A 21,822-nucleotide genomic window follows, 5' to 3' on the forward strand; every position below is an offset into this window, starting at 1 on the left:
CGGCCATGACCCTGTTCGTCGTTTCTTATTTGGCAGGAGTCCTGACAATTGTCAGTCCCTGTATCCTCCCGATCCTGCCATTCGTCTTCTCCCGGGCAGGCCAGCCGTTCGCCCGCAGCACTCTGCCGATGATGGTTGGCATGGTGGCCACCTTCGCGGCGGTTGCGAGCCTTGCTGCCGTGGGCGGAAGCTGGGCGGTGCATGCGAACGAGATTGGACGCTCTGTCGCCATCGCATTGCTGGCCATATTTGGTGTGACCCTCATCTCGGCACGCGCTGCCGCCTTCCTGACCCGGCCGGCGGTCGCCCTCGGCGGCCGGCTGTCTGGAGCGGCACCTTCGGACAAGCCGAGTGTCGGCGGATCGCTGCTCCTCGGCGCCGCGACCGGCTTCCTCTGGGCACCCTGCGCTGGCCCCATCCTGGGGTTGGTCCTGACGGGAGCCGCCATTCAGGGCGCCAATCCGCAGACATCTGTCCTGTTGATCGCCTACGCTGCCGGAGCGGCAACATCCATGGCTATGGCCGTTTTGGCGGGAGGACGAGTATTCGCAGCGATGAAGCGCTCGCTGGGTCTCGGCCACCGCATTCGGCAGGGCTTGGGCGCGGCTGTTCTCGCCGGCGTCACAGTGATCGTCCTGGGACTCGATACTGGCCTTCTGACCCGTCTGTCCTATGCGAGCACCGCCAGGATCGAACAATCCTTACTAGATCGGGTGCACGGCAAGCCCGACGCAACCTCAACGAGTTCCACAGGCCGCCGCACGACGTTGGCTACGAACGACGCTGGTCAGGGCTATCGCAGCAACTTACCGGTCGAGGGCAAAATTCCGTCCCTTGATGGTGCGGTGAAGTGGCTGAACTCCGAACCACTGACGACTGAACAGCTGAGGGGCAAGGTCGTGCTCGTCGACTTCTGGACGTATTCCTGCATCAACTGCATTCGCACGATCCCCTATGTGCGGGCCTGGGCGGAGAAGTACAAGGATCAGGGTCTCGTTGTGATCGGCGTTCATGCTCCCGAGTTCGCATTCGAGAAGCGCATTTCCAACGTGGAACGTGCCATCCAGAACTTCGCGATCACTTACCCGGTGGCGGTCGACAACGACTTCAAGATCTGGCGCGCTTTCAGGAACAGCTACTGGCCTGCTCACTACTTCATCGATGCCCAAGGGCGGATCAGGCACCATCACTTTGGTGAAGGCGATTACGAGGAATCGGAGCGCGTCATTCAGGAACTGCTGGCGGAAGGGGGAACCCAGAGGGCAGAGAGCAGCTTCGTCACACCGGATGCTAAAGGGGCAGAAGCCGCGGCCGACTTTGACCGCGTCCAATCCGGCGAGACGTACCTCGGCTACAAACGAGCCTCGAACTTCGGCTCGCCCGAACAGGTAAGCGTCGATGAGGCGCGGGACTATACCGCCGGGCGGCTGCGGCTCAACGAGTGGAGCCTGGCCGGGAACTGGACCGTTGGAGCGGAGGAGGCTGTTCTCAACCAGCCTGGAGGGGCGATCTCCTACAGATTCCGCGCCAGGGACTTGCACCTCGTGCTCGGGCCCAGCCGTGACGGCAAACCGGTGCGGTTCCAGGTAACCATCGATGGGAAAGTGCCTGGAGCAAATCATGGTGCCGATATCGACACCAACGGCAACGGGACGGTTGCGGAAACCCGGCTCTACCAGTTGATCCGGCAAGGAGGGGACGTCCGGGAGCGAACCTTCGAAATTCGCTTTCTGGATCCAGGGATCGAAGCCTACGCGTTCACATTCGGCTAGGCAGGATTGCTTTATCGAACAAAGCTGACATCGCGTTGGGCGCCGAGCAGCTCGGTTGTGATTGGCGTCGAATATCATCACCGGACAGGTGGTGACGTTCACCGTGCTTAGAGCCAGGTCCCATCTCGGTGAAAAATCCTAAGAATGCAATTTGAAACCAGGAGTAACAAAGTGACCTTACGAGCGGCATTTGTATCGCTGATAGGCTTGATCGTGACTTTGCCTGCCTCGGCCAGCTCTGATGATGCCTGGAAAACAATGCGGCAGAAGGTGCGTAGCGGATGCCTTGAGAAGGCAAACGCAATGAGCCTTGGCAAGGTGGATGTCCGTGTGGATCCATTCGGAACTCAGAGTTATGGCACGGCCATCCTAATCAAGCGCGGAGCCTCGAAACAAGCAACGCTGGCTTACTTATGCGTGATGGACAAGAAGACGGGAGAGGTTGAGCTCGGTGGTGAGCTGATGCTGCAGTGATTGCTGGGCTGATCCGGCGTCCGGCAAACAATACCTCCCGAGCATTCGAGGATCGGGGGCATCTCGTTCGCAGCCCTCTAGGAAGCACTCTCGGATAAGGACACTGGGTACTTGTTCTACTACGTCTTCGATCCATTGTTCCTCGATGGCGTAGATCTCCGCAGATCGGCGCTCGAGAGCCGAAAGCAGCTGCTTGCCGACGCATTGGCCAACGCTCCGGCCAGCCTACGCGTAAGCGCACACCGGGTTTGTGGCGGAAAGGCGTTCTTCACCCAGGCCTGCGCCCTGAAGCTCGAAGGCATCGTCTCGAAGCGACGCAACTCCCTGTACTCAGGAACCCGTGTTCCCGACTGGCTCAAGGTGAAGTGCCTCAACACCGAGGAGTTCGTCATCATCGGCTACACCGAGCCGCAGCGATCCCGGATCGGGTTGGCGCTCTCCTGGTCGGCTATTACACGCCCTCCGGTGAGCTGACATACGCCGGCAAGGTTGGGACAGGATATTCGCGCGAATTCCTTACAAGCTTCCAGGCCAGGCTGGAGCGGATCGAGCAGGTCAAACCGACGGCGGCCCTGCCGAAAGGGACCTACATGCGGGCGCGGGTGCATTGGGTCAAGCCGCGGTACCTGGCCCAGGTCGAATTCACGGAATGGACGCGGGACAATATCTTGCGGCACCCGAGCTTCCTCGGTCTACGCGAAGACAAGGATCCGCGTGAGGTCGTGGTGGATCGCCAGGCACCAGAGCCTGCTGGTGCTGACCGGCGATCCAGATGATCGAGCGTCAGAACGGAGCAGGGAATGCAGATTCCTGGCGGGTGTCCTGTGCGGATGGCTCGGAACGAGAGGGTCAACTCTGATCGTACTTCTCGTTGGCGGGCCGGGTGAGCTCGACGAAGTTGAACGCTCGGAGAGTGTCTAGATTTTTCCGGGAAACATTGATGCCGTATTCAGGGGCGCTCTTTGCCTCCAGGTAATCGTTGTCACGAAAGACCCCACAAGGCGTCAACCACCGCGTCGACGGGATGAAGAACATCTCGACGCTCGGACCGGAGAACACGATGAGACATAATGCGAGATCAGGCGCGGGCTTGAAATGTTTCTTGCGCATGAAGACATAGCCGGTCCCTCGCAACGACTTGACCTGCACCTTCATATAGCCGGTGTCATCCCGGTGAATCAGGAGATCGACGCCTCGATCATCGATCTCTGGGATGTAGATCGAGAATCCCTGTTTCGCGAACTCGATCCGCGCGATGTATTCTGCAATCTGCCCAATCTGCTGAGGGCTGACGGAGGACCAGTTCTCGCCAATCATGGTGGTATAATTTGGAGCCTGAGAGGAGGAGAGCGTTTTTCATGTCTGACCAAAGCAGGGGCAGCCCGGACGCCTTGGACGAGAGCGAGCATATATCGATTTTCGTCTATGAGCACCCGAACGGTGTGCGTGAGATAACCGGTGGGGGCAGAGGTCCCGGAGGGGTCCTCGCAGACATTCATGGGGAGGTGGCCCCAGGTGAGAGCTGGGACGGCATGAGCTACGAGAACCTCACCCCAGGACAGTACAAGCTTGCCGGCAGGATTTGGGTTCGGGTCTGATCTGCGTGGCTGGTTGCGTCGCAAACTTGAAGAAGGGACAAGAAAAGCACAGACACTCGATCATGCGTTCAGGCAGTAAGCAGGTCGAACTGCTCGGCCAGTGAAGGCTGCGGATTGCAGGCATACTTCGCCTGCTGTTTGCGCATCATGTGCACCATCTCGATGCCGGTCAGAATTGCATGGGCGCTGTTTATGGACTTGAACCCGAGCATCGGCCGAATCCGCCGCTTAACCGCGCGATGATCTTGTTCGATACGATTATTGAGGTAGCGGCTCTGCCGGATCCTGATTGGCTTGAGCCGACGCCATGAGCAATTGCGCAAGCGGCTCTCTGCATCAGACGACAGGATTGCCTCCCGTTTCGTCTGGCTGCCGTCGATGACGATGCGCTCGGGTCGGCCGTGGCGCTTAAGCGCCATGCGCAGGAAGCGCTTAGCCGCTGTCAGATTGCGCCGTTCGCTGAACCAGAACTCGACCGTATCGCCGTTGCTGTCGATAGCACGGTACAAATACATCCACCGGCCACGGACTTTGATATATGTCTCGTCAACATGCCACCTCCCGGTGACAGCTCTCTTTCGCCGATTGAACTGCTCCAGCAAGAGCGGCGCGTAGTGAACGGTCCAGCGATGGATCGTGGCGTGGTCCACCATCACGCCTCGTTCGACCATCATCTCCTCAAGATTGCGCAGGCTGAGGCCATAGGCCAAGTACCACCGCACGCAGAGCAGGATCACGGATCGATCGAAATGCCTGCCCTTGAACACGCTACCCTCCATCCCTGAGCCCAGGGAGGATTAGCTGAAACTCTGAAACAAATTCTTGCGACAGATCCGGATGCGCAGGGGAAAGGCAGCCGCAAGGCCTGCTATTGCGATGAGGGTATGTCGCCACCAGCGTGCCATGCTGTCCTCTCGTGCCGGCAACTCAGTCGGGAACCCGGCCGTTGCAGGTCAACCGAAACGTCAAAGCAGAATCCAACTTGGAGGGTTGGTCCAACAATGCAATGAATCGCATGTCTTGTAGCGTACTTGAGATGAACGGAAGCGAACCAATCACGAAATGTGTCGGTTCTCAAGCTTGGCAATAGGCAGCATGTACTCGAACGTGCGGAAGGAATGCCTTCGTTGCGCCAGAGTTATTGCACGACTGCCAGTGATGGCTGCGAAAAGGCGGGTAGCAGAAGCTATCATGCCTGCACGGACCTCCCTTACTGTCAGGTGCTGCCGTGAGGCGAAAGCCAGCCTCAGGCCCCGATCGCAGGGGAAGCGGACCGTCACACAGCCGCAGTTTGCAGCTTGGCAATGGCTGGCTATCCTATTTGTCCTTCCTTGCCTTGAGTTCCCATGACCTCCCTCCCTTTCGATCCCGATGACGAAGCCCTCCACTGTCTGGTGGAGGCCCTCACCGAAAGCGGCCAAGCTGTGTCCATCTTCGATGCTGAGGACAATCTTCGCTACGCCAACAAGACCTACCAGGGCATGTTCCTGGGGAACTACGATGGTCCGTTCACCTTCACCGCCATCCTCCGCCATGCGCACAGGAACGGGCTGGGAGTGCGCATTGACGACGGCGACGTCGAGGCCTTCATCGCCCGAACCCTGCCGCGGCGCCGGAGTGTGCCTCGTAAGTCGTTCGAAACCGATCTGGTGGATGGCCGCTGGTTCTGGATCGACCACACCGTGCTCCCGAACGGCTGGGTTCTGTCCGTGGGTGCCGACATCACAACGTTGAAGAACAACGAGAAGTCCCTGCGCCAAGCCCATGAGGCGGCGCTGAGGGCGTCCCAGACCGATCAGCTCACCGGGCTGCCGAACCGGCGCCACATCCTGGGACTGCTCGACGAGGCGCTTGCCGCCAACGAGGATACAGGATCTGGCTTGTGCATTGCCGTGATCGACCTCGACCACTTCAAGGCGATCAACGACGAGCATGGGCATGAAGCGGGGGATGCTGTCCTTGAGCACTTTGCGCGCTCCTGTCGGGCGAGGGTGCGGGCACAGGATCATTTGGGCCGGACCGGCGGAGAGGAGTTCCTGCTACTGCTGCCCGAGGTTCAGATCGACGATGCTGTGCGCATCATCGATCGCATCCGGGATGGCTTCCCTGCGGCGGTGCTGGAGCACAGCGGGCTTGAGCTGCCCTGCACCTTCAGCGCTGGCGTGACCGAGGCCCTGCCGGATGATGACCGCAGCTCGATCCTGCGCCGGGCCGATCGGGCCCTGTATGCGGCCAAAGATGAGGGAAGAAACCGCACCAGGAGCAGCTTCAAAGGAACACGCTGAGGATACCGCTCACCGCATGGCGTGCATTCGACTACCTCGTTGATCAACGCACTGCCCGTAATCGACTGGGACGTCGAAGGCCCGATACTCCGGATAGATGGTGCGAGATGCCGAGCTTGAAGGATCCGGGCTGCCGACTTCGTTCAAATGCACCACTGTAGGAAGGTCAGCTAATGGGATGGTCCGGCCGTGCTCCTGCCCCGCTTGTTCGTAAGCTGTGGGGCTTCGAGCCACGCAAGGAGCACGTCCCATGTCACGGTCTTCTTCCTCTGCTGCGATCGCCACTCTGGGCATCGACCTGGGCAAGAACAGCTTCCACCTTGTCGGTCAGGATGAGCGCGGTGCCATCGTGCTGCGGATCAAGCTCTCCCGGCCCCAGCTCACCCAGCGGCTGGCTAATATCCCACCCTGCCTGATCGGGATCAGCGCAAGATCTATGCCTGATTGTACGGTAACGAAGTACGTAGCAAGAACGCAGGCTCCTGAGTTAACCGGGAGATCTCCGTGACGGCCGCAGATGCCCCGAATCGAGGTGTTTGAGCCCTCGTTCCAAGGCGAACCAGCAGATGGAGAAGGTTACTGCTCTTCGAAGTTACGCCCATGAGAGAGCAGCGCTGCCCTCATAAGTTTGACAAAGAAGTTAGTGCAATACTTGCAGGTGGGTACCAGACCGATGCGAGTAGCATTTGGCTTCACAATCAGGGTCAGTCCGCACCCCTACGTCGAGAAGGTTTCTGTCCCGTTCTGGCTCAGAACGTATAATCAGGAACAGAACTTGCGCTGATCCCAAGAGCTCTACAGTGTTAGATTCAATGAAGATCTCGCTCGCCGTGCTCCCATAACTGCCAGTCGCTGCTATCGGACGGTTCCGACGTAACCGCTTCGAGCAGACAGCGGACCTTTATACGGCCACGCTTAAAGACCCCTCCCTGATCGATCCTGTATGAAAACCCGATAGGCGCGGTTCTGTGCTAGAGGTTCTGTGCTAGACTTGGGCTCCGGCATGGTCGCGGCTCGATGTTCACCCATGCGAGTGCGGGCTCGGGCCTGTGCCCGGCTATCAGCGCATCGACCAACTCGACTGGTTGCCATGAAGAGGATCGGCCTCGCACTGTCCGGTGGTGGGTTTCGGGCCACATTGTACCATCTCGGCTTGGTTCGCTTTCTCCACGATGCCGGGATCCTGCCGAACGTGAGTGTTATTACAGCGGTGTCCGGCGGGAGCATCATCGCCGCCCATCTCGGCCTCAACTGGAGCCGCTATAACGGCTCGGCTCGCGAGTTCGATGCGGCGGCTTCCGAGGTGCTTGCGTTCACGCGCCTCGATGTGCGCAATCGGATCCTGCGGCGCTACCCGTTGGCTTTCCCCATACGTGGAGCGCGCCGTCTGGCAGGACTGTCGAACCGTAAGCTGACGCGTCCGGGCCTCCTGGAGCAACACTACGAGAAGTATCTTTATGGCGACACCAGCCTGTTTCAGTTGCCGGAAAGCCCAAGCCTGCACCTCCTCGCCACCAATCTCAGCGAGGGGAGCCTGTGCTCGTTCAACCGCGACGGGTTGTGGATCATCCGTCGCGGCGAGAAACAGGCCTCGCGGATCGACCGGATTCCCATCGGTCTTGCCACGGTACCGATGGCCGTTGCCGCCTCGTCGGCGTTTCCCGGGTTTTTCCCACCGACCGTGCTGACCGGAGCCGATGTCGGCGCAACGGTCGGCGACTTCGGCCGGCAAGCCTACACCGATGGCGGGGTCTTCGATAACCTCGGCGTCCGCATGTTTCACTGCCTGGCGCAGGCCTTTGCCCCGGACCAGCTTCCGTGGGACGGCATCCTGGTCAGTGACGCGGGCAGGCCGTTCGAAATCCAGGGCGCCCGCGCCGGCGGACTCGTTCGGACCGCCATACGGGCCAGCGACATCCTGATGGATCGGGTCTGGCAACTGGAGACCGAAACCTTCAGGGATACATCCGGCTTCGCCTTTGCCCGCATCACCGAGGTCATTGATCCGGAACAGGATCGAACCGCGTTGCATCCGGAGGTGCAACGGCAGTTGCCCAACATTCGGACCGATCTGGATCGGTTCTCGCCGATCGAGATCAGCAGTCTGATGCGACATGGCTACTGTGTCGGCCGTGAGGCAACCCGGCGGCACCCTGACGTGCTCGGGACCGAACTGCCGGATGGACCTGCTTCCGAGTCGGCGTTCGAGACGTGCGCTGCCACGTCTGCCACCGCGAACGGATCGAACGTCCTGTCGCCTCGGCGCGAACCGAAAACGCGCACGTTGGTTGCGTCGACGGCACGTCGCGTTCGGAACGCATTTCTGGATTGGCGCGAGTGGATGGCACGAGCCGCAAAGACCATGATTGCGAACGGGTCAAGCGTCGTTCCGCTTCGGCGCGGACCGACGGCGGTCACCCGGACGGCACGCTCGCTGCACGCCTCGGCGGGGCGCCGCATCTGGAGTACGTTGCTGGATTACCGCGATTGGGTGTCTTACGTCTATGTTCCGATCCTCGTCCCGATCCTGGTTCTGGCACCGTATTTCGTGATCCAGGCTTACGAGCGATCGCAGCGGATCAACCAGATCGTCGAGTCGCTCGCCCAGGAAAGCCGGGATCTGGAACAAATGACCCGGCTCTTGAATGGGGAGGCGGCGCCCTTCGTCAGTGCGACGGCCGAGGAACTCCGCCCGGATGACACGGCGGATCTGACGGGCTTCACAATCCTCCAGGACCTGCGCATCATCGACCTGCGGCATTGGAATTCAGACGCCGGTGGCAGCAAAGCCCTCGGCTCCGTCATCTATGGCTATCGACGGGTGAAGGTCCGCAAGGAACCGGAGAGCGCGAGCAACACCTTTCGCATCAGCGTTCTGGCCATCAGCCCCGACACGCAGGTTCGCTTTCCCCCACAGCAATTGAAGCCTCAGTTGTACTCAAGAAGCCTAACCGGTCACGACCCGACCGAGAACCTGCGCCACTGGGAGGTCGGGGTCGAGTTCGGGAAAGTGCCGGCGGGTGAGACCGTCGATATCATCTACGAGCATCGCTCGCCGGGACTGTTCCTGCGCGCAGGGATCGCGTCAACGTCACTGACGTTCGACATCGAGGCAGATACCATCGAGTTGGATCGGTGGTTACTGCTGCCGCAGGGCAGGGAGTACCGGACGTTCCAGTTGATCCGTTATCCGACGGGAAGGCTCCAGCCTGTCGAGAGCGTGACGCCTGTCACCGAATTCCGGTCCAATGACTTCACGATCCTCGCCTTCAGGCTGCTGGCGCTGAAGGCCGGGTATAGTTACGATCTCACATGGTTCTATCGTTAGGCACGCTGTTGAGGCAGCAGGCACGCAGGCCGTGATGTTCTCGAGCTGGAGCCCCCGTCAGGGCCCGGGTTGAGGACGATATGACCATTTCTCACGGACGGGAGGCCGAGCGAAGAACTCGCCATCCGGTCCTTGCGGAAGTATAATGATGCTATGGGCTAAGCGTCAGGAAGTGCGGGGCCTGACCAACGGCCGGGGCGTCAACGGCGGGTTCGGACCCAGCCACATCGCCGGAGGCAACAAGCCATGGGCGATCCCTTCCCGAACTATCTGGTGCTGGGCATCCTCTTCTTCCTAGTAATCGTGCTGTTCTACGGCATCATCGCCATTCACGATGTTCCTTACCGCATCGCCGAGTCGCGCCACCACCCGCATCGGGACGCCATTCACGCGGCTGGGTGGGTGAGCCTGTTCACGCTCCACGCCCTGTGGCCCTTCCTGTGGATTGGGGCCAGAGCCTACCGCCCCGAACGGGGGGTGGGGAGTCAACGCGACATCGGCGGACGAGCCCGGCCGAACCGAACTGCCAGCGGAAGTCGCCGAGTTGCGACGGCGCATCGCACACCTGGAGAAGCTGGCAAGGCCCGATGACAGGCCGGAAGTGAAAGCGCCGGTCAGTCATAGGGTGGCCCAAACCGTCAACGGATTGTCCCTGTTGATCAAGCACGGCGAGCAAACCGCGCTAGGGTTGAACGTTCGCTGGGTCCTTGCTGCAATCAGGGGGTGAGGTCATGACGGACAAGCTCTATCCCGACGCACGCCCGGCGGGCGAGGCCTCGCTGGCGACGTCATCCTGGCTCAAGCCGTCCCTCCTATGGCTTCTGGTCCTCGCGCCCGTCGCCGTTATTCTCGACCACGCCGGTATCGCCCCGGCCGGTGTCGTCTTCTTTTGCGCCGCTCTGGCCATCGTGCCATTCGCCAAGCTCATCGTCCAGGGAACGGAGCAGGTCGCCGTCCACACCGGTGCCACGATCGGTGGCCTGCTCAACGCCACCTTCGGCAACCTGCCGGAGCTGATCATCGCCATGGCGGCCCTGCGGGCCGGTCTGCTGGAGATGGTGCGGGCGTCGATTGTCGGGGCGCTGCTCGCGAACCTGTTGGTAGCGCTCGGTATGTCCTTCCTGCTCGGCGGCCTGCGTCACCACAGCCAGGAGTACAACCCGAATGCCGTCCGGACCTACTCGTCGACCATGGTCTTGGCCTGGATCAGCCTGGCGCTGCCGAGCGCGTTCCACCGTGCTCTGGAGTCGGAGCCCCACCTGGGCGTGCACGCCACCCTGGACCTCGTCGTGGCGGTCGTCCTGCTCGGTCTCTACGGGCTGTTCCTGCTCTACTCCCTGCGAACCCACCCGGAAACCTTCGCCGAGCTGAACGCGCCTGTGTCGGATGAAGAGACGGGTGAGCACCCCAGCCTCAAAAGAGGCATCGCGACCCTGCTGGTTGCGTCGGTAGGCGCGGCTTGGATGAGCGAGGTGCTCGTCGGCGCGGCCGAGCAGGCCGGGCACGCGCTGGGCATGTCGCAGATGTTCATGGGGGTGATCGTGCTCGCGCTCGTCGGCGGCGCGGCCGAGTCCGGATCAGCCATTGCCATGGGCCGGGCGAACCGTCCCGATCTCAGCATCGGCATTGCCCTGGGCAGCTGCGTCCAGATTGCCCTGTTCGTCGCCCCCATCCTGGTCCTGGTCGCGCCGGCCATGGGGCAGCCGCAATTCCGACTGGTGTTCTCGCAGGCCGAGATGTGGATGCTGTTCGGGGCAGTGCTGCTCGGGGCGACCGTCACCACGACGGGTCAGGCCAACTGGTTCAAGGGTGCCCAACTGCTGGCTCTCTATCTCATCATCGCGGCCATCCTCTACCTGATCCCGGCCACCACGCCGTAGGAAGCGGACCATGCTGCGACAGCTTCTCATGGGTGGGGCAGTCAGCCTGGGCAACATCGCCATCCATGCCATCGTGATGGCAACCGTCGTAGGCACCGCCCGCAATGCCTTGAAGTGGGATCGCCGCCAATCCCAGGTCTGGCTCGCCGCCGTCATGGTCGCGACCGTCGGAGTGCTGATGGTGGCGCATGCCTGCGAGGTGCTCGCCTGGTCGCTTGCCTATGCGATCCTGGATGTGGTGCCTGCCGGGACGGATGTCCTGTACTTCGCCTTCGTCAACTACACGACCCTCGGCTACGGCGACGTCGTGCCGGTAGAGCGCTGGCGCCTGCTCGGGCCGATGGCGGCCATGAACGGCGTGTTGCTGTTCGGCTGGTCGACGGCGGTCATCTTCGAGGTGCTGCGGCAGGCCATGCGCAGCCGCGACCGGAGGGACAGGCCGTAAGCGCAGGGAAAGCGACGGGACCATGGGTTGATCCGTCCCATCATTGTGTACCCAACTGCCGGCAAAGTCCTTGTCTCTTACTGTTTGATTAGCGATCAAAGCATTGTCCGGTAATGATTACCCCAGCTGGGCTTTTGATATCACCAACATCCTTTGCATCTTTGATGGCTGCGTTGAGCTCAGTGACAATTGGCTCAAGTTCGCGCAGGTAAGCGTCGCGGGCAGCCTGACATGCGTTCTTGGTGCTAATTTCAACGCTATGAATGGCCGGCACGAAGCGGGCCTGTGACGGGTGTCCGTACATGAGAATAGTAATGATAAGTACCGACATCACACCTGACCTCCAGGGGCCTCGCAAGCTGCCCTGTCCGGCTCCGCCCATATGATAAGGGCGACCGACCACTGTCGCAAACTGTTCGGTAACTTAGTTAGGCATACCTCCGGTGCGCTCCCGAGGTGCATGATGTTGAGCCGGTCGCCATTTCGATACAGCCTCAGCCTTCGGAACCCGAAAGAGATGATGGCCGAACAAGGTGTGGCAGTCGATCACGCCACGAACCATCGTTTGACCGCCCACGGTGCTCCGCTGCTGCTGGGGCATGGCAACCGGCGCAAGCGCCAGGTCACCCGCAAATGGCAGGTGGCTGAGACCATGTTTGTTAGGATCCGTGGTTAGTGGCGGTATCTGTATCGCGCCATCGTTAGCAATGGCGACACGGTCGCGTTCTGGTTCAGCGAACGGCGAAATCTCCCTGCTGCCACGCGCTTCTTGAGCTGAGCCTTGAGGCGGCATGCTCGCCCGGATCGGATCGCCGTTGATGGCAGCCCGACCATCCGTGACGCAATCCTGTCCTGTGACACGACAGACCGGCTTCGACACCCTGGTGCATCCGTATGGGCCTCAACCGAAACTACCTTCACGGGACCGGCTGCCGATAGCCGCAGGGTCAGAGTCAGGATTGTTTCCGCGACCACCGTCGGCCGGAAATCCTCTTGCCAAGCCGCTTCCAGGGCTGCCAAGAATGCCTCGTGATAGCCTTTGATCAGGTTGCCGATCGAAATCCCGCCCGACCAGGAGGGCACCGTCGATTTGTCGCCGTTGATGATATCCCGTGCATTGTAGGGATCATCCTCGTGATCGTTGAAATATTCGGCAAGTGTGCACCCGCAGAACCATCCTTCAGCCATGCCCTTGAACATGACTGCGGCGGCGATCGGTGGCTTCAGTGCATTATCGGCATGCCATTCCAAGGAATCGTCGGCGAACAATTCGAGTTCGTGATCGGCCCTGGCATAATTGTCTCGCCAGGTCAGTTGCACGAAACCTCGGCCGTAATAGGTTTGACCGGTCTCGGGATCGGGCACGCCATAGGGCCTGCCGGCACCATAGCCGTATTCTGAGATCGGCAGCATGGTGGCCGCAGTTTCGTGATAGGTTGTGGCGAGCGCATAGGCGAGCCATCGCAGGTCATCAGATGGCGGTGCGTCCTCCCACGTATCGAGAATGTAGTTCATCCCGTCGACTTGCTCTTGTATCAAGGATCCGCCGAAGGGGTCGGAGCGCACGGCGTCAAAGAAAATCTCTCGGTCGAACATGGCCGCCTCCCAAAAACAGGAGCCAGACGATCAAGGCTACTAGGAAAATGGTGCCGGCGCGGCTCGAAAGCCACCTGAGCCGCTGCGCTAAATCATCCTGACGGCGAGCCAAACATAGCCCCTCGTCTCACCGCGGTTTCGACCCTGCGAGCGCCTTACGCGCTCGCTCCACACTGGACATTCATCGCTCGAATGTCGGGAGCCCCTGGTGGCAAAGCGAGTTGAGGTCAGCTTGCGCTGAAGGTAGTGCGACTGCGTTGCGCGGATTATCGATCGCGAAATCAGCAGCTTTGGGGGTGAAATCTTCCGCTGACCCAAATTGTCAACGTCTTGTCCAGATCGATCAAGCATTCCGGTGTGGACTGGCTAGAGTTCACCTGAAATGTGCGAAGGAGCGGTTGGCCTGGTGACGTCCACTTGCCGGCCCTGGATGTGGCTCGGTACGGCGCGCCTCCGGAACAAGCGGCAGATGGCAAACCTCTGCGACTGCGGCCCATGTGGCTGAGGACACCGCCAATCGCCGTGACTGTGCATCTGAGACGGTGACAGGCCGAATAGGTCTGCCCCGCGCGACAAAAACGGAGGCTTGCCGGGACGGAGTTGGCCTGATGTCGCCAGGGATACGATCTTCAGTCTCAAGATGATCGAGCGAAGACCGGATCTAGGGAGGTGGAAATGAAGCTTCTTCCGATCGCATTATCGGCACTCATGGCTGGGTTCCTGGTCGCAAGCACCGAGGAGGCCCATGCCGTGGTTTACTGTCAGTACGTCAATTATCCGGTCGGCTGTGTCGTACGGCCCGGCGTCGTGTTGCGGCCGCGGCCGGTCGCGCGGGCCGTGGTGACCCCGGGCGTCGGCGCTCCAGGTGTCGGCGTGCGGCCCGGGACACCGATGAACCGTGGCGGCCCGGTCAATCGGGTGGGCCGGCGCTGAACCGCTGGTCTGATGGATCCGGCCGCGTTGACCTTCTCTGCGTGAGCAAACGGGCTTATCGGCGGATTGGGCCTGCCCTGCGTGCAGCGTCGCCCGCTTCCAAGGATACGCGAGACCCTACCGGGAGGTGCAAGGGGACGGATGATGGACCGGAACGCGCCAAACCTTGGCACCGGGCCTGAGCCAGCGGCCCTGTTCGACACCACGCTTCGGATCGGGCTGGTGGCAGTACTGGTGTACGCCTGTGCCCGGATCGTGCTGCCGTTTGCCTTCATTCTGATGTGGTCTGCGATCCTGGCCGTGATGCTGTATCCCTTTCATCTCCGCCTGGCCAGCTACCTTGGGGAACGCTGGTCGGCAGTGCTGATCGGGCTGATTGGCGTTGCGGTGATGCTGGGACCGATGGTCATCGTGGTGACGTCGCTCGCGACGTCGCTCTATTCGCTGATCCCGAGCCTGCAAAGCCACGATGTGACGGTGCCACCGCCGCCGCTGTGGCTCGATGGCACCCCGCTGGTCGGCAAAAAGCTGACAGAGATCTGGACCCTCGTCGCCACCAACCTGCCTGCGGCCCTCAAACAATACGGTCACTTGCTGAGCGGGCCTCTGGCGTGGTTGGGATCGTTCGCCGGCGGTCTGGCCATCGGCGAACTGTCGTTCGTCCTGTCCTTTGCGATCGCCGCCGTGCTCATCGCCTATGGCAAGGGGGCCGCCGACTTCGCCCGGCGCCTGTTGGCACGGGTTACCGGCAGCATGGCGCGCGCGGTGCAGTTGGTCGCGTTAACGACGGCTACGATCCGCGGCGTGGGCCTCGGCGTGGTTGGCGTGGCGCTGATCCAGGCGCTGCTCTTGGGTGTCGGCTTCTTCGTCATCGGGCTGCAGGCCGCCGGCCCTTTGACGCTCGTTGCGCTCTTGCTGGGGATCATGCAGGTCCCTTTGATTTTGCTGGCGCTCCCCGTCGTCATCTACGTCTTCGCGACCGAGGCCACGCAGGCGGCGATCATCTTTCTGATCTGGAACGTTATCGTCGGGCTGAGCGACAATGTGCTGAGACCGTTGATGCTTGGCCGCGGGCTGGATGTGCCGATGCCAATCATTCTGATGGGGGTTATCGGCGGTTTGATCGTCGATGGGCTGCTCGGTTTGTTTGTCGGCCCCGTGCTCCTGGCCATCGGCTATGTGCTTCTGGTGGAATGGTTGCAGCAGCACCGGGCCGACGGCCGGCATCGCCCTGATGAGCCAGAGGCCGGCTGAACAACTGGGGCCGATCAAGCGTGGCGGCCTCCGTTCCCCCTTGATGGGAACGACCAGACACACTTTTAGTCGCGCCTTGGCTCAAACCGTCAAGAGCTTGTCGTCTTCGATCAAGCACGGCCGTCCGTTGCAGGAGACAATACGCGGTTCTGTGACGAGGAATGCACCGAGAATGGCGGAGCTCAGGCCATCTTCCAATCTCGGGGCCGTCAGAATGACCTACGCTTGCCGAAGGTGGATGGCGGCGGTTGGCGTTCGATCCGTCACGGCTGGACGCCAGTGAGGCCAATTGCAGTTGGGAGTCGAACGATGCGACTCTGGCTCATTCCAATGATCTATGTTGCCGCAAGTTCAGTGTGCGGCATTGTACTGCCGCGGATATGGAGACATTTTCTGTCGTCCTACACAGTCGATGTATCAGTTGCATCGGCACAGGCGGTTCTCGCGGCCGTCGCTTCCGGGATGATGGCACTGACCGGGTTGGTTTTCGCGCTTGCGTTCGTCCTGGTTCAATTCAGCGCAATCGCATATTCGCCGCGTCTGGTAAACTGGTTCGCTCGTGATCCATTGCTTTATCACGCAATGGGCGCCTTCAGTGGGACCTTCATTTACGCTCTCTTCACGCTCGCTACGGTCGACCGCGGCGACTCGGGCGCTGTGCCGCTGTTTTCTATGATGCTGGTTGGAGGCATGATGCTGCTGAGTATGTTCTTCTTTGCTCGGTTGGTCGATCGCCTTGCAGATTTGCAAATTGGAAACGTGCTTCAGTTGATCGGCGACCGCGGACGTGAAGTCATTCGCGACATGTTCAGCGAAAGCGATGCCGCATTAGAGATTGAAGGCAATATTGCGCAATGTCATTTCGATGCTGTCAAGCATGGTTTGACGATCCAGACTCTGAAATACTCGGGCTATCCACGAGCCGTGACAATGCTGGATACCAAATCCATGGTCGATCACGCAGAGCGAGGTGACGCCGTTATCGAAATGGTTGTCGCAGTTGGTGATACGTTGCTCGATGGGAGCACTGTCTTGCGGGTGCACGGAGGTAACGGCAAGATCGTGTTGAAGGACCTGATGCGAACCGTGCATCTTGGAACTGAACGTACATTTACACAGGATCCCAAATATCCCATACGTCTTCTGGTCGATATTGCCGCCAAGGCACTCTCACCAGCCATCAACGATCCTACGACTGCGGTGCAAGCCATCGACCAAATCGAAGATCTGCTACGACGCCTTGGTCGGTGCGACTTGCAGGCGAGACGTTTGCGGGGAGCCGGCGGCGCGGTTCGAGCGATCATACCAATGCCAAGCTGGAACGATTACCTGGCGCTCGCCTTCGATGAAATCCGCTTATTCGGTGCAAATTCCATTCAGATTATGCGTCGGCTGCGAGCGGCACTTACCGGTTTGCAGGAGGTAACCTCCGAAGACCGTGCTGTCGCTTTAGGTCAATATCTGAGCCATCTGGATTGGGTGATTGAACGTGCGCAACTGGATCCTCAGGACAAGCTGACGGCATCTCAAGAAGATCAACAGGGGCTCGGCTTTGCCCGCAGCCGGTCGAATACTTTCAGCGAGGGTGCACATGGCATGATCGGACAATAGCCGCTCGGCTCGCTTGCGGACTTGCGCGCGAGCTGTGAGGGCCGATCAAGCTCCACTCCAAGGCAGCCACAGTCTATGAGCGGGGCTGCAGCGCGAGGTCGTCGCCTCGTCATCCGGCACTGGCGTGCCGGTCGCCCCGGGACGGATATCCCCGGTCGCGGCAATGACCTTGATTCTTGATTTATGTCTTGATTTATGCCAACGCGATTCGGCCGAGATGTGATACATTTATATTTGCCTCTGGAGGGTCATGATGACCAAGCTCGGCGGCCCTCCAGATAAGCACTCGTCTGCGTGCAGGTCAGATCGTGTGCCGTCGCTTCTTCGGTATCGGGAACATCAAGGTGCGACTCGGGCAGCCGGCTGACATCATCGATGACGACCGCTGCCTTACTAGAGTGCTCCATGAGCCTTCGTGCCCAGCCTTCGACTACGCAGGCGATCATCTCAGCCAAACAGGAGGAGATCATGTGCGAGATCAGGGCGAAGACGGCCATCTTGGTTGCAGCCTCTGCATTGCTGTGTGCGATCCCCGTTTCGATCGAGAAATCCGATAACCTGGGCATCAGGGTGACAGCCGACACGGCTGAAGCTCGCGTTGGCCGGCCCGCGACGCCGGGAAGTGTGGCCGGCGTGGCGCGCCGGAGTGCCCGCCGGACTGTCCGCCGCGATGCCTATTACGGCTACCGCGGGGCCTACTATCGTCCCGGCATCGCCGCCGGTGCGGTTGCGACTGGTGCCATCGCAGCGGGTGCGGGATCCTATTACGGAAATAGGTACGGCTACCCTGCGACCTCCCGCTATGGATATCCCGCGACCTACGGCTACGGATATGGCTATCCCGCCAGCAATCCGTGCCTGCGCCAACAACGGGTCTGGACCGGCTCCTACTATCAATGGCAGTGGGTCCGCACCTGCTGAGGAGCAAGCGCACGTACGCAGTGACGTGCCGGGCGGCAACGCATGATCCGATCGGTCGCCTTTCAGCATAGGCCAGCGATCACAACAAGTGAACGCTGGCCGCCCCTCGCACGGGAGCTTAGGCGGTTTCCTGGGAGTGCCTGCGTCCATGGCGAGGTGGCGGTGCCTCGAGCAGAAACACAGTCGATTTCGTCCGCAGACGCCCCGCCGAACGTCCGCTTGCTCCATCCAGGAAATCCCTTGCCCTTCCCGAACGTCTGTTTTCTTCCTTCTTAGCCAGACCGCGGGCTTACCTCACGGGAACGCGATCCTGACGTTCGGGAAGAACTTGGCCCTGCTCCTCGCCCTGGACAATGTGTCGACAGCGTCAACGATCCCGCGGATCAGCACCATGACGCCGCGATTGTTGCCGAGCGCGACGGCCCGATCCCCCTTGACGTGCAGCAGTCGCGGGTCGATCCGCCCAACCTGAGACCGGGATGCCGAAAACGATGATGGCGGACCTGAGCCATCCCAAAATGGGACTGCCGCCACCACATCTGCGACCAGGCTCCGTTGTCAGCATCCGTCGCAGATGCCCCGCTCGATGAGGCTGTCGATCTGGCGGTCCATGCGCTCCATCTCGCCGTCAGCGACCGAGTCGATCGACGAGAAGTCATTCCGCGGCTCCGTGAAGACTTCTCTTTCGAGCTGACGCTGGGACGGGATTTCAATTTCTCTGGAGGGCGTCGACGGACCGGTTCTGTGCTGAGACCAAGCCGGCGCCGCAGCGATCAGGGCGCCGAGTATCAGCGGGATGAAAGCAGCCTTCATGGCATGGCTCCCTCAAAGACCTGAGTTCAATGCGTCTGTCATCGTGCCTTCAGGCGCGGCCAACGAAACCATGTCGGGAAACAGCTTGCTTGATCGATCAGGACAGTGACGAACCTTTTTTGCGACGGCAGTGCTCCAGAATGTGCGCCTCGGTGCTCTGCTCAAACGGCCGACCAAGGTGCTAGCCAATCCTGCTAACGCTGGGGCGGACCGGCGCCCGACATGCTGGTGCGGTAGCAGAGCACCAACGGGGATTGTCATCTGGAAGGAATGAGCCCCGGGGAAGAGGCGGCGTGAGACCGCTTTTGTCCAGCGGCGATCCCGCTCAAGCGAGGGCGCAGACACAAGGAGGCCAACAAGGATCGATAGAATGACCACGCTGGCAGGCTGGTGTCCCGGGCGGTCCAGCTCTCTTGGTCATGGGTTCCCGGGGCTTGCTCCCGCGACACTGGCTTTCCTGGTCAAGCCTGGGTTCCCGCGCTGCATTCGCCCCAGGAGCGCTTGAGGCGTGGGGAGGCTTGCAGGACGGCGTGAGTGTGCGTCCGAGTTGAAGCTAATTGGTTCTCAACTGGAGAAGCATCATGACCCGATTGCCTGTTCTGGCGATGGCGGCGTTCAGCCTCTTCGCCTCGCCCGCTCTCCTTCTCACAACGAGCCCGGCGGCTGCCCAGGAAGACGATTGGAGCACCGGCGGATCCGACGTCAGCGACAACAGCTTGCGCGACCTTCTGCGAGACTGGATTCAGGAACGCGGCGATCGCCGCGACATGCTCCTGGATCTGATCCAGGAGCGCCGTGACCAGCGCGACATGCTGCTGGACCTGCTCCAGGAGCGCCGGGATCGTCGCAGCGAACTTATGGATTTCCTGCGGGATCATCCGGGCCTGCGCCAGCGCCTGCGCGAACGGCTGGCCTCGCGAGCGGACGACGAGGGTGGCGGCCTGCGGGAGCGTTTACGCGAACCCTTGGCCTCACGATGGGATGACGCGGACGATGGCGGCGGCTTGCGCGGTCGCCTGCGGGAACGCCTGGCGGCACGATTCGAAGGCGGCGGCTGCTACTTCCTCACGCGCAGCCTGCGGGCTCAGGACGGCAGCCTCCTGGTCCTGGTGCGCCGGCGCATCTGCCGCGACTGATCTGCCCCGAACCCAACCCAGAGGAGGAACGATATGAAGAAAGCGCTTCTTGCGGCAGCCGGGCTAATGCTGATCGTCCTGCCTGCTTTCGGCCAAAGTTCGGACGATGCCGACGACCGCGGCTCGTCCTATAGTCGGCAGGATCGTGACCTCGACGATCTTCTGCGTGGGCTCGATGGGGGCGGAATGAGACGGGGAGGGCCCTTACGCGGCGCCGGCTTTCTGCTACGCGTTGGCGATGCGACCCTCGCCGTGCGGTGTGACCCGCGCGATTCCATGAGAGCGTGTGTCGAGGCGGCCACGACGTTGCTCGAGCGGGCTCGGACGGCGATGCCGTCAGGAGGTGGCACTGGCGGGCCAACTTCGGGACCGCCACCGGCCCGATCGCCTTGATCGAGCTGATGCTGCGCCGGCGACCGCATCGGATGATCCAGAACTCCGGAAGCCGGCCAACCATGTCATGAACCGTGGGCAAGCTCGGTTTCCGGAGGCCCCGGTCCGGCTCGGAAGCGGTCGGGAGGCTAGCGCTCCGGGTGGGCAGATCCACGTGGATCAGCAGGAGTGCCGCCGCACGAAGCGCCGGGCAACGCCGGCGACGCTGCCGGGGGTTGCCGGCCAGCCGGCAACGGATTTGGCGTGCGAGAGGGCCGCGCCCGAGGCAGTCCAACTCGTCGAGGTCGCATGGGGTCAGAACAAGATCCGTGTCCATTGGGCACCGTCGACATAACGCTTGTACTTGCTCTTGCCGATGTTTCAGCCCAGAGCGGGCCACGTATTTTCAATGGCTTAGACCTGTCACAGAATAGCCGGGAACAGCGGAAGACAGCCTTTCCTAAGTTAAGTTGATGTCGTGGATGGCGCCCTCCACCAGCGTCAGACATGCCAGAATAGGCATGTCCAAGAACCCGGAGCGGAGCCACTCATCATGCTAGAGATTGCCACGATCGGCCTTGATATCGCGAAGAATGTCTTCCAGTTGCACGGCGTCGACAGAGTTGGAAGGATCGTCCTGCGCAGGGCGCTGCGCCGCAGCCAGGTCCCAGGCTTCTTCAGCACCCTTCCACCTTGCCTGATCGGGATGGAGGCCTGCGCGACGGCTCACCATTGGGCGCGCACGCTCATGGCCTTCGGGCATGACGTCCGCTTGATCCCTCCGGCCTACGTCAAACCCTATCTGCGTCGGCAGAAGAACGATGCCGCCGACGCGGCGGCGATCTGCGAGGCCGTTACACGGTCGTCGATGCGCTTCGTTCCGGTCAAGACCCCGCAGCAGCAGAGCACCCTCATGCTGCATGGAGCCCGCGACCTCCTGATCGGGCAGAGAACCGCCCTGATTAATGCCCTGCGTGGTCACTTTGCAGAGCTGGGCATCGTGGTGGCGCAGGGCGCTCGCAACACGCGCCAGCTGATCGCTTATCTTCAGGACGAGACTAACCCGGATCTCCCCGCCACGGCTCGGATCGCACTCCAGCCTCTGGCGGCGATGCTGGTTGAGGTCGAGGCGCAGATTGCCAAGCTTGACAAGGCCATTCTGGCGGCCCACCGCAGTAATCCAGTCAGCCCGAGGCTCGCCGGCATTCCGGGCATTGGCCCGATTGTCGCCTCCTGTCTCTCAGCCAGTGTTCCAGATCCCAGCCTGTTCCAGGGTGGTCGAGAGTTCGCCGCCTATCTCGGGCTCGTGCCCCGGCAGCATTCAACCGGCGGCAAGGCTCGGCTGGGCTCCATCTCCAAGATGGGCAACCGGCACCTGCGCAAGCTGCTGGTCGTGGGAGCGCA

General features: G+C 61.2%; 22 protein-coding genes and 1 pseudogene. 18 read left to right on the forward strand and 5 right to left on the reverse strand.

Annotated elements, in window-relative coordinates:
• Positions 1–5 precede the first annotated feature (5 nt).
• The 4 genes from KBI52_RS12020 (at position 6) to KBI52_RS34115 (ending at position 3,022) form a co-directional block, all read left to right on the forward strand.
• Positions 6–1,772 (forward strand): cytochrome c biogenesis protein DipZ, encoded by a 1,767-nt coding sequence (locus KBI52_RS12020; protein WP_210807684.1) that lies wholly within the window; start codon positions 6–8, stop codon positions 1,770–1,772.
• 171 nt (positions 1,773–1,943) lie between these two features.
• The gene (locus KBI52_RS12025; protein WP_210807686.1) at positions 1,944–2,246 is read left to right on the forward strand and encodes a hypothetical protein; all 303 of its coding nucleotides are present in this window, start codon (positions 1,944–1,946) and stop codon (positions 2,244–2,246) included.
• A 111-nt stretch (positions 2,247–2,357) separates the two neighbouring features.
• A complete protein-coding gene (locus tag KBI52_RS12030; protein WP_210807688.1) occupies positions 2,358–2,720 on the forward strand; it encodes a hypothetical protein in 363 nt (120 codons plus the stop codon).
• Positions 2,612–3,022 carry a hypothetical protein gene (locus KBI52_RS34115; RefSeq protein WP_210807690.1) on the forward strand — a complete coding sequence of 137 codons (411 nt, stop codon included), beginning with the start codon at positions 2,612–2,614 and terminating at the stop codon, positions 3,020–3,022. Before KBI52_RS12030 ends, KBI52_RS34115 begins: the two co-directional genes overlap by 109 nt.
• 73 nt (positions 3,023–3,095) lie before the next feature.
• Here the strand turns inward: KBI52_RS34115 and KBI52_RS12040 are convergent, their stop codons facing one another.
• Positions 3,096–3,563: a hypothetical protein gene (locus KBI52_RS12040; RefSeq protein ID WP_210807692.1), complete on the reverse strand. Its 468-nt coding sequence runs from the start codon at positions 3,561–3,563 to the stop codon at positions 3,096–3,098.
• A gap of 41 nt (positions 3,564–3,604) precedes the next feature.
• Between KBI52_RS12040 and KBI52_RS12045 the strand changes: the two genes are divergently transcribed.
• Positions 3,605–3,844, forward strand: a complete 240-nt coding sequence (locus KBI52_RS12045) for a hypothetical protein (protein WP_210807694.1) — start codon at positions 3,605–3,607, stop codon at positions 3,842–3,844.
• Between the two features lie 68 nt (positions 3,845–3,912).
• Here KBI52_RS12045 and KBI52_RS12050 read toward each other — a convergent pair whose 3' ends face one another.
• Entirely contained in the window at positions 3,913–4,611 is a 699-nt protein-coding gene (locus tag KBI52_RS12050; protein ID WP_371823163.1) for an IS6 family transposase, read from the reverse strand.
• 579 nt (positions 4,612–5,190) lie between these two features.
• On the opposite strand from KBI52_RS12050, the gene KBI52_RS12055 reads away from it, so the two are divergent.
• The 5 genes from KBI52_RS12055 to KBI52_RS12075 all read left to right on the forward strand — a co-directional run bounded on the left by KBI52_RS12055 (position 5,191) and on the right by KBI52_RS12075 (position 11,782).
• Entirely contained in the window at positions 5,191–6,129 is a 939-nt protein-coding gene (locus KBI52_RS12055; protein ID WP_210807698.1) for a sensor domain-containing diguanylate cyclase, read from the forward strand.
• Positions 6,130–7,219: 1,090 nt separating this feature from the next.
• Positions 7,220–9,457 carry a patatin-like phospholipase family protein gene (locus KBI52_RS12060; RefSeq protein WP_210807700.1) on the forward strand — a complete coding sequence of 746 codons (2,238 nt, stop codon included), beginning with the start codon at positions 7,220–7,222 and terminating at the stop codon, positions 9,455–9,457.
• 246 nt (positions 9,458–9,703) lie between these two features.
• The gene (locus KBI52_RS12065) at positions 9,704–10,048 is read left to right on the forward strand and encodes a DUF3302 domain-containing protein (RefSeq protein WP_315974868.1); all 345 of its coding nucleotides are present in this window, start codon (positions 9,704–9,706) and stop codon (positions 10,046–10,048) included.
• Between the two features lie 140 nt (positions 10,049–10,188).
• Positions 10,189–11,337 (forward strand): calcium/proton exchanger, encoded by a 1,149-nt coding sequence (gene cax, locus KBI52_RS12070; RefSeq protein WP_210807702.1) that lies wholly within the window; start codon positions 10,189–10,191, stop codon positions 11,335–11,337.
• 10 nt (positions 11,338–11,347) lie between these two features.
• On the forward strand, positions 11,348–11,782 hold the full coding sequence (locus KBI52_RS12075; RefSeq protein ID WP_210807704.1) for a potassium channel family protein: 435 nt from the start codon (positions 11,348–11,350) through the stop codon (positions 11,780–11,782).
• A gap of 88 nt (positions 11,783–11,870) precedes the next feature.
• Here the strand turns inward: KBI52_RS12075 and KBI52_RS12080 are convergent, their stop codons facing one another.
• Complete coding sequence (locus KBI52_RS12080; protein ID WP_210807706.1) at positions 11,871–12,113, reverse strand: hypothetical protein; 243 nt, start codon at positions 12,111–12,113, stop codon at positions 11,871–11,873.
• A gap of 156 nt (positions 12,114–12,269) precedes the next feature.
• Between KBI52_RS12080 and KBI52_RS32900 the strand changes: the two are divergent.
• From KBI52_RS32900 to KBI52_RS12100, 5 genes and pseudogenes are all read left to right on the forward strand, one after another.
• A pseudogene (locus tag KBI52_RS32900) lies at positions 12,270–12,659 on the forward strand (DDE-type integrase/transposase/recombinase); the annotation flags it as partial.
• 152 nt (positions 12,660–12,811) lie between these two features.
• Positions 12,812–13,183, forward strand: a complete 372-nt coding sequence (locus KBI52_RS32905) for a hypothetical protein (protein WP_247654345.1) — start codon at positions 12,812–12,814, stop codon at positions 13,181–13,183.
• 870 nt (positions 13,184–14,053) lie between these two features.
• Entirely contained in the window at positions 14,054–14,311 is a 258-nt protein-coding gene (locus KBI52_RS12090; protein ID WP_210807710.1) for a hypothetical protein, read from the forward strand.
• A gap of 144 nt (positions 14,312–14,455) precedes the next feature.
• Positions 14,456–15,565 (forward strand): AI-2E family transporter, encoded by a 1,110-nt coding sequence (locus KBI52_RS12095; protein ID WP_210807712.1) that lies wholly within the window; start codon positions 14,456–14,458, stop codon positions 15,563–15,565.
• A 309-nt stretch (positions 15,566–15,874) separates the two neighbouring features.
• Positions 15,875–17,176, forward strand: coding sequence for a DUF2254 domain-containing protein (locus tag KBI52_RS12100; protein ID WP_210807714.1), 1,302 nt, complete (start codon positions 15,875–15,877; stop codon positions 17,174–17,176).
• A gap of 248 nt (positions 17,177–17,424) precedes the next feature.
• Here KBI52_RS12100 and KBI52_RS12105 read toward each other — a convergent pair whose 3' ends face one another.
• A complete protein-coding gene (locus KBI52_RS12105; protein ID WP_210807731.1) occupies positions 17,425–17,760 on the reverse strand; it encodes a hypothetical protein in 336 nt (111 codons plus the stop codon).
• Positions 17,761–17,809: 49 nt separating this feature from the next.
• Here KBI52_RS12105 and KBI52_RS32910 point away from each other — a divergent pair, with 49 nt between their 5' ends.
• Positions 17,810–18,097 carry a hypothetical protein gene (locus tag KBI52_RS32910; protein WP_247654346.1) on the forward strand — a complete coding sequence of 96 codons (288 nt, stop codon included), beginning with the start codon at positions 17,810–17,812 and terminating at the stop codon, positions 18,095–18,097.
• A gap of 558 nt (positions 18,098–18,655) precedes the next feature.
• Here the strand turns inward: KBI52_RS32910 and KBI52_RS12115 are convergent.
• On the reverse strand, positions 18,656–18,910 hold the full coding sequence (locus tag KBI52_RS12115; RefSeq protein ID WP_210807716.1) for a hypothetical protein: 255 nt from the start codon (positions 18,908–18,910) through the stop codon (positions 18,656–18,658).
• Positions 18,911–19,491: 581 nt separating this feature from the next.
• On the opposite strand from KBI52_RS12115, the gene KBI52_RS12120 reads away from it, so the two are divergent.
• Positions 19,492–20,046 (forward strand): hypothetical protein, encoded by a 555-nt coding sequence (locus KBI52_RS12120; RefSeq protein WP_210807718.1) that lies wholly within the window; start codon positions 19,492–19,494, stop codon positions 20,044–20,046.
• 925 nt (positions 20,047–20,971) lie between these two features.
• Positions 20,972–21,822, forward strand: an 851-nt coding sequence (locus KBI52_RS12125; protein WP_210807719.1) for an IS110 family transposase, incomplete at its 3' end; no start/stop codon positions are given.

Origin of the sequence: Microvirga sp. HBU67558, assembly GCF_018069605.1 — a bacterium.
GTDB classification, from domain to species: domain Bacteria; phylum Pseudomonadota; class Alphaproteobacteria; order Rhizobiales; family Beijerinckiaceae; genus Microvirga; species Microvirga terrae.